This window comes from Gammaproteobacteria bacterium, assembly GCA_013151035.1.
Taxonomy (GTDB): Bacteria; Pseudomonadota; Gammaproteobacteria; order JAADJB01; family JAADJB01; genus JAADJB01.
In genome coordinates this window covers 1-13,273 of sequence record JAADJB010000044.1, presented here as the reverse complement: position 1 = coordinate 13,273, position 13,273 = coordinate 1, and the positions used below count along the sequence as shown (strand labels likewise).

Genomic DNA, 13,273 nt, shown 5'->3' with positions numbered 1-13,273 from the left:
AGTTGGTTTTCACTGGTATATCGAATCATGATGGTGCACGCTTTTTGGGGTGATATCGTTAGTTTTCGTGCATCTATTATACATGATTTAATTCTATCATGTTGTTTTTATAAGGGTATTTTCTTTCTTAGGAGACTCTAAATATATCTCAAAGAATATTGATGGTGCATATTTAGATGCTGATATTCACGGCAATGATCCTATCGAAGGTGCAGAGCGTGTAAGATCCTGGGCATCAGTACACAGCATTCGACAGTTCCAACAATTCGGTGGTGTACCAGTAACTCTGTGGCGTGAACTCAGGCGTTTAAAATCAGCGCCAGGGGGAATCATTGAAGAAGCCAGAAAAATGGCAGACTGTGGAGATTGGCAAGGCTTCGTTATGGTTCTAGGCGGCGTATCACAAAATAAAAAAATATACCCATTTCTATTCTTACAAAGTGGGATGATGAACCAGGTCTATACGATGAAGCTAAAGGCAATCAGATTATTGGTGTAACGGATGGTGTTGTTGATGTAGAAACCAGACTGCATACCTGGATTATCACTCCGAACAAAACAATTGAGCCACTAAGAGAGAGTTGCAGGGCGCCAGCCCTGTGACCTGTCTTAGTGGCAACTTGGAGTTCTGTTAATAACTGTACGCTTCACCAATTATTTTATTCACACAGTACTATGAAACGCAGCCAACCTATTTTTTAGAATCCTCAATTGCAGAAACTATCTCTTGAGAAAACCTCACACAATCATTAAAGCTAACTGGGTATGAATCTTGAGCAGCTGCGGCGGCAACTTCTTCAGGTCTAAATCTATAACACCCTATTTTTTCACGCTGTTCAATAATATATGAGTGATCATTACCTAACTCTTCAGAAAGTAGAGTCAATATATAATCCTGCCACTGAGCATCCGAATCTCGACTTTCCCATGTTTCAAGATCTATTAATATATGCCCCTGCGCTGAAAAAATTTCCATAATAAATGAAGCACAAGTCAAACCATCTGATAGCTTTTTAGGAACCCACTTTCCTGTCGAATGCTCAAACCCATGACCAACCAGGTCAATACCATAATTAATTCTATCCCTACCATTCACATCAATAACTAACTGACAAAATGCTGCAAGAGAAGATTTACTATAAGGGTCTAGCCCACAATGAAGCCATAAATACTTTGGCTTATCACTCGCGATTTGGTTTAGAAGAAGACGATTCCATCCAAGATGTAGAATTTGCACTGATTGTTCTTCACTAATCTTATAAAGTATTCCAATATGATTCTGGGCCTCACTAACATCAGTAATAGCTATTCCAATATGCTCAATATTATCGAACGAATTATCCTTATGAGCGTATATATCCATACTAAATGTTAATCAATATTCTATTTTAATAATCCGGATAATATTTTATCGGCATTTAGACTACGTGACGTTATTATGTCTTTAGATCTTAATACCGCACCTTCCCAATTGCCAATAACACCTCTAGCTGGAGATGTAAGACGGAGCATTCCTACTAAAATTAATGTTGGGCAACGCTCCAATTCAAGAATATCAAAAAAATTTTCACATGCACCATATCTTTTTTCTCTTAAGAAACGATTTATGTTGCTATAAAGTTCATTTAGGTCTTTAGGGTTTTTGCTATCAAAAGCAATATCATAAATTGCACCAACCCATGCAAACTCATCAACCTCGCGTGCAGCCATCGACAATTTTAATTCAAGGCGTATATTACTAATAGATTCCTTTAAAAAACGACCTGTTTCGTAAATAATCCCTGCATTTTGATTATAGAACTCTGCTATAGAATAGAATCCAGAATCTGATGTTACAGATGTATCTACAAGATTCCAGTCACTTTGAATTTCACTATGCTCCCTAATAATAACTTTAATAGTATTATGGGATTCTAAATGACCATGAGCAGCAAATAGTGAGGGTATATCAGTCTGGGGTTTCTGGTTCCATTGATTCGTGGAGAGATTGGGTAATACACCAGCGAAATAATCTTCCTGATTTTCTATTGAAGGTTGATAGTATGTCATTTGTATTCCCTATTTCGGTTGGAGCATCCACAAAAAAATCAGCATCAATGAGATAACATTGCTCACTTGTTTCTTTGTTTACCACCAGGCCATGTTGAACATGGGCATATTCCTTTTTACCATTATTTAGTGCGACGACGAATCTTCCATTAACTTCATTAGTCAAATCATCATGAATATCTTCATTACCTAAAACACCAACTACTGCTGGGTTAAGCAATTCATTCCAAGGCTTATCGTCAAGACCTAGTATTGATCTTTTAATAATATCTTTATATCGTAATCCTATTCTCGAATAAAACTTAGGCCGATATATTTCTTGAAGGGCATCAATTAACAAACCTAATCGTCCACTAAATTCTTCCCACTGAGTATATTTTAAAGTCTGAAGTGTAAGAGTATCACTAGCTAAAATAACTTTCCAAACCCCATCTTCAGTTGAAAACTCATAAATCGGTTTAGTCTGCTTCTTCACAATACCATCATCAGTACTAACTTCAACTGTGAGACTTTCTTTTTCTTCTAGGCTTGGATAATTTTCGTAGATAGCCTCTTGAAAGGCAGTTGGTTTCTCACTCTCTATACGTAACAATGTCGAGAACTGAACTTGGCACAGAACTTCAACAAGAGGATTTTTTTTATAAATGATTCGTGGTGAGTCAGGAAACGGCATATGTTGGACTATTCATTCCATTAGAATTATTTAAAGTTAGAGTGTAGTCAATTAGCATCCTCAATACAATAACAGAAAAGGGATATAGCTACTCAAAACCAAGCTAATTGCTAATAGTATGGCATTCTCTACTTAATGTCTACATGGCGTCTACATACCTTTGGGAACAAAAAATCCTCGCAACGAAAATGCTGTAAGGCTTTGATTTATTTGGTGGGCCCACCTGGACTCGAACCAGGGACAAAGGGATTATGAGTCCCCTGCTCTAACCAACTGAGCTATGGGCCCTTGGAAAAATTAATTATCCCCTTCCAGGAAACTGCTCAGGTGCGATGAACGCGTGGGATGTCTCAGCTTGCGTAGCGCCTTGGCTTCGATCTGGCGAATACGTTCACGCGTGACATCAAACTGTTTGCCTACTTCTTCCAGCGTATGATCGGTATTCATATCAATACCAAAACGCATCCGCAATACCTTGGCTTCGCGTGGGGTCAGGCCGGATAATACGGACTGGGTTGCCTCGCGTAGACCGGCGGTGGCGGCGGATTCGACGGGTGACATAATATTGAGGTCTTCAATAAAGTCGCCTAGATGTGAATCTTCGTCATCACCAATCGGTGTCTCCATGGAGATCGGCTCTTTGGCAATCTTCAGCACCTTACGCACTTTGTCTTCTGGCATCATCATGCGTTCTGCCAGCTCTTCGGGTGTGGCTTCGCGTCCAATCTCTTGCAACATCTGACGTGAGACTCGATTCAACTTATTAATCGTCTCAATCATGTGTACCGGAATACGAATAGTGCGCGCCTGATCGGCAATCGAACGGGTAATCGCCTGACGAATCCACCAGGTGGCGTAGGTTGAGAATTTGTAACCACGACGATATTCGAACTTGTCGACGGCCTTCATCAAACCAATGTTACCTTCCTGAATCAGATCCAGGAATTGCAGACCACGGTTGGTATATTTCTTGGCAATGGAGATAACCAATCGCAGGTTGGCCTCGACCATTTCTTTCTTGGCACGACGAGACTTGGCATCACCAATTGACATGCGACGATTAATATCGCGGATCTCACTAATCGGCAAACCACTACCGTTCTCAATACGCATCAATTTTTTCTGTGCGCGCATGATCTCGACACGATTTTCTTCCAGCACGGCTGAATAGTCGTAATCACCCTTGATCTGCTCGTCCAGCCAGTCAGGATTGGTCTCATTATCTGGGAAGCTGGTGATAAATGCCTTACGTGGCATATGCGCACTTTCAACACAGATATCCATGATGATACGTTCCTGCGCACGAATACGATCAATCGCATTACGCAGTATCATCATCAATGAATCGAGTAAACGAGGTAATAGCTTCAGCTCCAGGAACTGGTCTGCCAATTGTCCGCGTAGCTTGAGCAGACGCGCATCATTCTTCTTGGGTTTGGTCAGCGCATCCATCACCTGCTTGTACAACTTGCCGATCAACTTCATACGGGCAGCCGCTTCTTCAGGATCAGGCCCGGTATCTACTACGGCCTCTTCCTCATCATCGTCGTTCTTATTGTCAGACGTATCACCACCCTTGGTAACCGGGCTAGCAATTTCTTCTTCCGGTGCATTGGGATCAATAAAACTAACAACCACATCGGTCAGACGACCCTCGTCCCTAATAATACGATCATATTCATCCAACAGGGCTGAAATAGCGGCTGGGAACTGAGCCAATGCGGCAACCATCTGACGCTGGCCATCTTCAATCCGTTTGGCGATGACAATCTCACCCTCACGGGTCAGCAGCTCAACGGTGCCCATTTCACGCATATACATACGCACGGGATCGGTAGTACGACCAAACTCTCCATCAACAGTTGCCAATGCGGCTGCGGCCTCTTCTGCGGCAGCCTCATCTGTCACCGAGGCGCGGGTCAACATCAAGGTATCGGCATCCGGTGCTGTCTCATGCACGGCAATACCCATATCGTTAATCATGGTAACGATACTTTCGATCTGATCGGACTCGACAATACCATCAGGCAGGTGGTCGTTGACCTCAGCATAGGTCAGATAACCCTGCTCTTTGCCCTTGGTAATCAAGGCCTTAATTTGTGATTCCTGGTTTTGATTCATCATAATATATTTAGATTAGCCGCCAGTCTGGGCGCTAAAAAAAGCGCATAAAGTCCAGGGAGCTCTCTATTAACTTATAAACCAGAAATAGCATACAGTTAATTTAGAATTTCCCTAGATCCAAAACGACCATTTTAGCGCAATTTATGGCCTTGTACCAGTAATTAGAGAGTCATCAATCAATAAAGTTCGCATTAATACCGCTCACCCCTGACCATAACCCCCGATCAGACGACTGAACTCCGCCTTTTCTTCATCGCTTAACCCACTCAGTGGGCGTGCTGAAAGCACTGCCAAACGTTGTTCGCGCTGCACCTCGGCATCCAGCGCCAATAGATGACTCAGGCTATCGCTAAATTCGGCCTGCAGACCCTCTTCTGGCAAATCCAGCGACTCGATAGCCAGTTTTTGCAAATGCCGCCCGGCATCCTCATTACGCCAGTGTTCCAGAATCATCCCGGTACTCGCCTGCGGCTGTTGCTGCAAATATTCCAGCACCGCAACCAATAACTCGACACCCCGTTGCTGCACACAACGAATCGACTCCAGATCTTGCACCTGTTGCACCAGTAACGGATATTGAAGCAGTAAGGCAATTAACCGTCGAACCGGGCTAACCCGCTGATCAATAGTGGCGGCAGGCATCCGCATTGTCTGCCGATCTTCTTTACCCACCATACTCCCGAGCGCACCGGAACCCATGTGCGATAATTCCTCTAACCGAGCCACCATCATCTGCTGAAACACACCGGCGGGTAATTGCGCAATCAACGGACGCGCTAATTCCACCATACGCGCCCGACCATCCATGCTATCAACATCCACCTGTGAGGCGAGTTCGGCAAACAGGAATTCCGACAACGGCATGGATGCCTCTAACTGCCGCATAAAACCATCCCGACCCGCGCTACGCACCATGCTATCGGGGTCTTCACCATCCGGCAGAAACAGGAATCGCGCCTGTCGACCCTCGCGCAATACCGGCAAACAATTCTGTAGCGCACGCCAGGCGGCCTCTTTCCCGGCACGATCACCATCAAAACAGAAGATCACCTCGGGTACCACGCGATACATCATCTCCAGATGCTCGGCTGTCGTCGCCGTACCCAGCGTTGCCACCACATTTTGAATCTCAAACTGTGCCAGTGCCACCACATCCATATAGCCCTCAACCACCAGCAGGCGATCCAGCTTACGCACATTCTTTTTCGCCTCATACAGACCATAAAGCTCGCGTCCCTTATGGAATAACGGGGTCTCGGGCGAGTTCAGATATTTGGGCGTATCATCACCTAGCACTCGACCACCAAAGCCAATAACCCGACCGCGCCGATCATGAATAGGGAACATCACCCGGGCACGAAAACGATCATAATAACCACCCTCATCCTTAGTAATTAATAAACCCAATTCTGCCAACTTCTGAATACGCTGCTGACTGGTTCCCAGTGCTTTCAACAAATTATCCCAACCGGGTGGCGCATAACCGATACCGAACATCTGGCTGATTTCACCGGAAAGCCCGCGCCCCTTAAGGTAATCAATCACCTCCGCAGCCTGTGCATGTTGACGCAACTGCTGGCGATAAAACACTGCAGCCTCCGCCATCAAGACATAGAGATCACCGGTATCGACATGATTATGATGGGAGATTCCTTGTTCACGCGGCACCTCAATACCGATACTGTGTGCCAACTCCTCCACCGCCTCGACAAAATCCATGTGTTCGTATTCCATTAAAAACCCGAGCGCAGTACCGTTGGCACCACAACCAAAGCAATGATAGAACTGTTTATTCTGGCTTACAGTAAATGAGGGGGTCTTTTCATTATGAAAGGGACAACAGGCTTTGTATTCCTTACCAGCCTTTTTGAGATCGACACGACCACCGACGACCTCCACGATATCAACGCGGTTCACCAGTTCATCAATAAAAGATTGTGGGATCAGACCTGCCATAAGGCAATGATACGGTATGCTTGCAAGTTGCGGTATGTATTGTTGGGTTACGCGATAAAATCGCTAACCCAACCTACAGGAATAAAAAAAGGGAAGATGGATAATTCCCAAAAAACTGTTCAGGCGTTAAGTCGCGCTCTAATCTGCTGACTTACCGCACTCATATCAGCACGACCTTGTAACTGAGGCTTGAGCACACCCATCACCTTGCCCATATCCTTCATGCTAGCCGCACCTGTTTGCTCTATAGCCGCGTCAATCAGACCACCCACTTCATCCTCAGACAACTGAGCGGGCAAATATTGCTGAATAACCCCTGCCTCGAAGTGTTCTTTCTCTGATAGATCATCGCGACCGGCATCATCAAACTGCTTGATTGACTCACGCCGCTGCTTCAACATCTTGTCCAGCACCACCAGCATACGATCATCATCCAGCTCGATACGTTCATCGACCTCGATCTGCTTGACGGCTGCCAGAATCAAACGAATAACACCCAGGCGAGGCTTATCACCCGCGCGCATGGCGTTTTTCATGTCGTCCTGAATTTTTACTCTTAATGTCATACTAATAGACCCTTCAAGCGAAAGGCAATTCTAGTACATACGAACGCGACGGCTAAAGTCACGTGACATCTTCTTCTGATGACGCTTTACAGCGGCTGCACGCTTACGCTTGCGTTCTTGTGTGGGCTTTTCATAAGCCTCACGACGACGTACTTCAGACAGGATACCTGCCTTTTCACAAGACCGCTTAAAACGGCGTAAAGCAACTTCAAAGGGTTCATTTTCCCTGGAGCGAACACTAGGCATATAACAATCTCAACTCAATAATGTGTTTATTCTTCAACCGCGCCCACAAAGGCTACGGGGTAAACGAGTAATTATAATCACTTATTGGCGGGAAAGCAAAAAGTGTTCTTGTGAATACTGCCACTATGCCACCCCTGTTTTTAACAAGCCAACTAATAACAATGACTTACTCTGAAAACCGCAACAACAAGCCGCATTTATGCATCCCCACGCAGAGCGTGGGAACGAGAAACTTCCGTAGGCATTCCCACGCGGAGCGTGGGAACGAGAAACTTCCGTAGGCATTCCCACGCGGAGCGTGGGAACGAGAAAACGAGGGTGCGGAGCGTGGGAACGAGGATGCGTGGTGCAGGCATGGGAATACAGCTCCTGGTTCCCACGCTCTGCGTGGTAACCCATACCTTTATCTCATTCCCATGCTCCGCGAGGGGATGCATACCCGCCTCACCACTGCCGATATACCTCAATCAACCCCTGCCCACCCGAATAATTCCGCGCACTCGAATAGCGCCAATGCTCTGCCAAATCGACATAACCCCGTGTAACTGGATTTTGATGAATATAATCTATTTTCTGTTTTAGAATGTCACCATTCTGAATCCACTCAGGATGAAAACCTTCCTGCCAAAACTGGTATGCCCTGTCGCCCTTATGTGCCTTTTTATAAAAAGCCAGCTGATCAAGAATTGAGCTGACATTATGCTCAGTCAAATATTGAATCAGCCGCCGCGAAGTATAGGATTTAAAACGCGCCAGATCCCTGTCTAGTTGCTCACTTTGCACCACAAGATGAAGATGGTTTTCAAGAATCACATAGGCATAAATTTTCAGGCCTTCTTTCATTAAGTAACGCAATGAATCCAGAATAATGTCTACCGTAGCGGGTCGAGTAAAAACAGGTATCCAGTGCAGTACTGTGCAAGTCACAAAGTGAGGTAATTCAGGATTAACAATTTTATATCGGCTTCTTCCCATAATTTAGTTCCTTCTAATATATGCATTCCCACGCAGAGCATGGGAACGAGGTTTCCTTACCAGCTCCCGCGCCCTGCATGAGAACGAGACCCTTTACTGGTTCCCACGCGGAGCGTGGGAACGAGGCTTCCTTACCAGATCCCGTGTCCTGCGTGAAAACGAGACCCTTTACTGGTTCCCACGCTCTGCGTGGTAACCAAGTGAATATAATACCCAATTAGCTTGTACATTTGAAATAGCATGCGAAAATACCCCCCATGAAGATCCTCGGTATCGAAACCTCCTGTGATGAGACAGGCATCGCCATCTATGACTCAGAACAGGGTCTGCTGTCGCACGTCCTGCACAGCCAGGTCGAGATGCATGCGGAATATGGTGGCGTGGTGCCTGAACTCGCCTCCAGGGATCATATTAAACGGATATTACCACTTATAAAACAATGCCTTAAAGACTCCAGCCTGACACTCAAACAACTGGATGGCATCGCCTACACCGCGGGCCCCGGTCTGATTGGTGCGCTATTGGTCGGCACGGCGGTGGGGCGTAGCCTGGCCTGGGCACTGGATCTGCCTGCCATCGCGGTACACCACATGGAGGGGCATCTGCTGGCACCCATGCTGGAAGACGATGCCCCGGTATTCCCGTTTATTGCCCTGCTGGTATCCGGTGGGCACACCCTGTTGATACAGGTTGAGGCCATTGGTCAATATGAAATCCTCGGTGATACCCTCGATGATGCTGCCGGTGAGGCCTTTGACAAGACCGCCAAGCTACTGGGGCTGGGCTATCCGGGTGGCCCGGCACTGGCAAAACTGGCGCAACAGGGCAACCCCACTCGCTTTCGTTTCCCGCGTCCTATGACTAATCGACCCGGCCTGGACTTCAGTTTTAGCGGCCTGAAAACCTTTGCTGTCAACACCTTACAAAAAACCGAGGCGAGCCCGCAGGATAAGGCCGATATTGCCCGCGCCTTTGAGGATGCGGTAGTCGACACCATGATGATCAAGTGTCGACGTGCGATCCAGCAGACGGGTATTAATCAACTGGTCATTGCCGGTGGTGTGAGTGCTAATCAGGCGTTACGCAAGGGGCTGGAAAAACTGATGCACAAAGAGAATGGGCGTGTATTCTATCCAAGGATGGAATTCTGCACCGATAATGGCGCCATGATTGCCTTTGCTGGCTGCCAACGCTTATTGGCGGGTCAACAAGAAGACCTCGGGTTTCAAGCGCGGGCACGCTGGTCGATTGATGAGCTGGTGGATACTACGACTTAATAGCTATCTCTTTACCACTCAACAGGCGCTGGATATTACTGCGATGCCGCCACAACAACATCAATGCAATAACAATAGATGCCGCCATCAACTCCGGCTCAGGTCTAAACCACCAGACATAAAACGGTGAAGCGACACTGGCAACCAGTGCCGAAAGTGAGGAGATACGAAACAAAAGGGTCATCAACAACCAAGTGGTAATCGTCGCCAGACCCACCCAGCCATACAAGCCGGTCAGCACGCCCAGTGCCGTTGCCACCCCTTTTCCACCCTTGAAGCCAAAATACAGGGGGTATAAATGCCCCAGAAAGGCTGCCAGCATCACTAGCGCCAGGATAGTATTTGACGCACCCAGCCAATGCGCCAACAACATGGGCAACAACCCCTTTGCCATATCGCCCAACAAGGCAATCGCAGCCGTCTTTTTGCTCCCGATACGCAATACATTAGTGGCACCAGGATTCTTCGATCCCTCGGTACGTGGATCGGGCAGCCCCATAGCACGACAAACCAGAATGGCACTGGACACCGAGCCCAGCAGATAGGCAAACACAACAAGACTTATTGATATCATCATGAATGGTATTGAAATACCTGCGCTCGGGCAGGTCAAGCAATAAACGTAAAGAAGACATAAAAAATGTTGGTGATATTTACACTCACCACTTTAGTCCATAAACACAAAAATACAACACAATGAAATATAAGATAAAAATAATCCTGGCACATAAAGTGCATTTGTTCCTCTATCAATAACAAAATCACCTGAAGCCAAGGTCTATGTCGGAGAGACAAAAAATGAAACACACAAACAATGGTCATGTATTAAAATCCCGCATCCTAACATCCATGCTTGCCTCTATCATGGGGCTGGTGTCAGTAAACAGTATCGCAGCCCCTGTAGCATGGGTACTCAATGCTGATGGTAACTGGGAGGATACGGTGAACTGGGACATCGGCGCACTGCCTGGTGCGGCTGATAATGCCACCATTGATGTCGGTGGAGCCACAGTGCGCACCATCACAATGAATTCGAATCAAACAATAGACACCCTTGTCAACCAGGAAGCCTTGAACATTGCCTGGGGCCAGCTAACTCTAAGAGGTGGTATACAATACGGCCCTCTAAACATGGGAACCAATACCAACCTGACCGTTAGTGGCGGCACCTTTGGTGCTAGTGGTGCCAGCAATATTGATGGTGCCAATATCACGGCTGATAATAACGCATCGCTCAATCTTTCTTCCCTCGGCTCCTACACCACAGATACTGGCACAAATAGTAACCGCACATTGCAGGCCATTAATGGTTCAATCCTTAATGTACCGGTTATGACAACAATGGTGGGAGGCGGATTCATTCGCACCTTGTATGTCAAGGCACTCAACGGTAGCAGTGTTAACATGAATGCTCTAACCGATATCACGGGTGGTGCAACAAACTTCAAGGCTGATGGTGCGGGCAGCACAATCAATTTAAGCGCCTTATCAAGCTTCCAGGATACCAATGGCAATCGTGTATCCATTCTGAGCGCCTTTAATGGAGGCACGATTAATGCAGGCTCGCTACTCAATGCGAACGGCATGTACATCACAGTGGATGGCGCTACCTCTACGGTCGATAGCAGCAATATCACTGATTTAACTAATGGCACCGTTACCGTTCGCAACGGTGGCAATACGGCACTAAGCAATCTTGTTAACGCAACCGGATCATCCTTTCTGGTCAGCGATGGCGTTACCCTGGATGTCTCATCCGTAACAAGTTATGACCTCAATGGCGGCGGCACTGCCAATCGCAGCTTCATTGCCAATGGTGCCGGATCAAGCCTGGATGCATCGGGCATCACCACTGCAGTCGCTGGTGGCTTTATCCGTACCTGGTATGCCGACACACAAAACGGTGGTGTGATTGACCTGAGTAGCATGACCGATATCACTAATGGTGCGGCACAGTTTACCGCTGATGGTGCCAGTAGCCTGATTGACTTGTCTTCACTCACCCTGTTCAATGATGATAACGGTGATCGAACATCTCTGTTAGAAGCAAGCAACGGTGGTGAAGTGCGCCTTAGCAGCAACCCTCTGGATAACATCAGCTTGATCGGGGTTAATATCAACCTGAATAATGATGGATCAACATTGGATACCGACCGTATCACCACCTATGAAAAGGGTATATTTACCAGTAACGCTGTCAACCGCAGCCTGAATATCACTGCGGCTAATGGCAGCAGCTTTATTGCTAATAATGCCACGCTCAACGTCAATAACATAACAGGCACTATCAATAATCAACTAGGCAACTTTGGCAATATGACCTATCGTGCCGATGGTGCCAGTGCGCGTCTGAACATGACTGGCGTCAACACCATCATCAATGCCAGTGCCATTGGACCCAGCATTGATATCCAGGCCACTAACGGCGGCTATATTGATATGAATCAAATCGATTCAATTGATACCGTGCCTGCCATCATCAATACCAGTGCCCCCATTGGTATTATTGCTGATGGTGCCGGTAGTTATATTGACCTATCCGCTCTCACCAAATTCAGGGATCGCATGTCCAACACCGAGTCCAGCCTCAAGGCAAGCAATGGCGCAACCATACAGTTGAAAAATAGCGGCACAACAAGCCTGACCAATATCAATGTGAGCATCGATCAAACCAGTAGCATCAATGCGGATACAGTGGAATTAATCAGTCTGTTTACCAACACCTCGGGCAACCCGGTTGATGATGACATCACCACCCTCGGTGGCAGTGGCACCTATAGCTTCAACACACTGAATACCTCAGGTGTTGTTACACCCGGTGGATTCTCCCAAGGCGATCTGATCATTGATGGCAACTACACGGAAACAAGTGCTGCACGTATTGATATCGAACTCTTCTCACTGCTGGCATTTGATACCCTGGATATCACCGGTGATGCCTCATTTGCTGGCACCCTGAATGTATTGATGGACATGAATTTTGATCTGGGTGCAAATATGAGCTTTGACATTATTGATATCCTGGGCAATAGTAGTGGTGAATTCTTCGGCCTGACCCAGGGCGACGTGGTGTTATCCGACAATGGCTTCGATCTATTTATCGATTATTACGCTGGCTCTGGCAATGATATTGTCCTAACCACCGTGGCACCTTCCGCCGTGCCACTACCCGCACCTCTGGTGCTCATGCTCTCCGGTCTTGGGCTATTTTTTGCCAAGAGGAGAGTTCGGGGATAGATCAGTGATGCTTGGTGCGCATTGCGCACCCTACCGCTGGCACCGTCAACCCATTGGGAACAACCCCCCATATTTATAACGGTAGGGTGATGAGATGGTCTCCTCCCCCCTTTAATACGGCGTCGTAATGCGCCATGATGGAAGTTCAACATACCATCAACATAAAGAAA

General features: G+C 46.8%; 11 protein-coding genes and 1 tRNA gene. 2 read left to right on the top strand and 10 right to left on the bottom strand.

Features of this window, described 5'->3' with window-relative positions; all coding sequences use genetic code 11:
- Positions 1–691: 691 nt before the first annotated feature.
- The 9 genes from GXP22_09840 to GXP22_09800 all read right to left on the bottom strand — a co-directional run bounded on the left by GXP22_09840 (position 692) and on the right by GXP22_09800 (position 8,589).
- Positions 692–1,363 carry a hypothetical protein gene (locus tag GXP22_09840; GenBank protein NOX09766.1) on the bottom strand — a complete coding sequence of 224 codons (672 nt, stop codon included), beginning with the start codon at positions 1,361–1,363 and terminating at the stop codon, positions 692–694.
- 20 nt (positions 1,364–1,383) lie between these two features.
- Entirely contained in the window at positions 1,384–2,049 is a 666-nt protein-coding gene (locus GXP22_09835; protein NOX09765.1) for a hypothetical protein, read from the bottom strand.
- Entirely contained in the window at positions 1,949–2,722 is a 774-nt protein-coding gene (locus GXP22_09830) for a TIGR04255 family protein (protein NOX09764.1), read from the bottom strand. Before GXP22_09830 ends, GXP22_09835 begins: the two co-directional genes overlap by 101 nt.
- A gap of 211 nt (positions 2,723–2,933) precedes the next feature.
- A tRNA-Ile gene (locus tag GXP22_09825) sits at positions 2,934–3,010 on the bottom strand.
- Positions 3,011–3,019: 9 nt separating this feature from the next.
- Positions 3,020–4,846 carry an RNA polymerase sigma factor RpoD gene (gene rpoD, locus GXP22_09820; GenBank protein NOX09763.1) on the bottom strand — a complete coding sequence of 609 codons (1,827 nt, stop codon included), beginning with the start codon at positions 4,844–4,846 and terminating at the stop codon, positions 3,020–3,022.
- A gap of 201 nt (positions 4,847–5,047) precedes the next feature.
- On the bottom strand, positions 5,048–6,802 hold the full coding sequence (locus tag GXP22_09815; protein NOX09762.1) for a DNA primase: 1,755 nt from the start codon (positions 6,800–6,802) through the stop codon (positions 5,048–5,050).
- 119 nt (positions 6,803–6,921) lie between these two features.
- Positions 6,922–7,368: a GatB/YqeY domain-containing protein gene (locus GXP22_09810; protein NOX09761.1), complete on the bottom strand. Its 447-nt coding sequence runs from the start codon at positions 7,366–7,368 to the stop codon at positions 6,922–6,924.
- Positions 7,369–7,398: 30 nt separating this feature from the next.
- The gene (gene rpsU, locus GXP22_09805; protein NOX09760.1) at positions 7,399–7,614 is read right to left on the bottom strand and encodes a 30S ribosomal protein S21; all 216 of its coding nucleotides are present in this window, start codon (positions 7,612–7,614) and stop codon (positions 7,399–7,401) included.
- A 444-nt stretch (positions 7,615–8,058) separates the two neighbouring features.
- Positions 8,059–8,589, bottom strand: a complete 531-nt coding sequence (locus tag GXP22_09800; GenBank protein ID NOX09759.1) for a transposase — start codon at positions 8,587–8,589, stop codon at positions 8,059–8,061.
- 257 nt (positions 8,590–8,846) lie between these two features.
- On the opposite strand from GXP22_09800, the gene tsaD reads away from it, so the two are divergent.
- A complete protein-coding gene (gene tsaD, locus GXP22_09795) occupies positions 8,847–9,866 on the top strand; it encodes a tRNA (adenosine(37)-N6)-threonylcarbamoyltransferase complex transferase subunit TsaD (protein ID NOX09758.1) in 1,020 nt (339 codons plus the stop codon).
- Here the strand turns inward: tsaD and plsY are convergent.
- On the bottom strand, positions 9,856–10,443 hold the full coding sequence (plsY, locus tag GXP22_09790; protein NOX09757.1) for a glycerol-3-phosphate 1-O-acyltransferase PlsY: 588 nt from the start codon (positions 10,441–10,443) through the stop codon (positions 9,856–9,858). The genes tsaD and plsY overlap by 11 nt on opposite strands.
- Before the next feature lie 221 nt (positions 10,444–10,664).
- On the opposite strand from plsY, the gene GXP22_09785 reads away from it, so the two are divergent.
- Positions 10,665–13,103 carry a hypothetical protein gene (locus tag GXP22_09785; protein NOX09756.1) on the top strand — a complete coding sequence of 813 codons (2,439 nt, stop codon included), beginning with the start codon at positions 10,665–10,667 and terminating at the stop codon, positions 13,101–13,103.
- The last annotated feature ends 170 nt before the right edge of the window (positions 13,104–13,273 follow it).

Bases quoted from the DNA above. Each gene is read 5' to 3' on its own strand.
- GXP22_09840 (NOX09766.1), bottom strand. From the start codon at position 1,363: ATGGATATATACGCTCATAAGGATAATTCGTTCGATAATATTGAGCAT.
- tsaD (NOX09758.1), top strand. From the start codon at position 8,847: ATGAAGATCCTCGGTATCGAAACCTCCTGTGATGAGACAGGCATCGCC.
- plsY (NOX09757.1), bottom strand. From the start codon at position 10,443: ATGATGATATCAATAAGTCTTGTTGTGTTTGCCTATCTGCTGGGCTCG.
- GXP22_09800 (NOX09759.1), bottom strand. From the start codon at position 8,589: ATGGGAAGAAGCCGATATAAAATTGTTAATCCTGAATTACCTCACTTT.
- rpoD (NOX09763.1), bottom strand. From the start codon at position 4,846: ATGATGAATCAAAACCAGGAATCACAAATTAAGGCCTTGATTACCAAG.
- GXP22_09835 (NOX09765.1), bottom strand. From the start codon at position 2,049: ATGACATACTATCAACCTTCAATAGAAAATCAGGAAGATTATTTCGCT.
- GXP22_09785 (NOX09756.1), top strand. From the start codon at position 10,665: ATGAAACACACAAACAATGGTCATGTATTAAAATCCCGCATCCTAACA.
- rpsU (NOX09760.1), bottom strand. From the start codon at position 7,614: ATGCCTAGTGTTCGCTCCAGGGAAAATGAACCCTTTGAAGTTGCTTTA.
- GXP22_09830 (NOX09764.1), bottom strand. From the start codon at position 2,722: ATGCCGTTTCCTGACTCACCACGAATCATTTATAAAAAAAATCCTCTT.
- GXP22_09810 (NOX09761.1), bottom strand. From the start codon at position 7,368: ATGACATTAAGAGTAAAAATTCAGGACGACATGAAAAACGCCATGCGC.
- GXP22_09815 (NOX09762.1), bottom strand. From the start codon at position 6,802: ATGGCAGGTCTGATCCCACAATCTTTTATTGATGAACTGGTGAACCGC.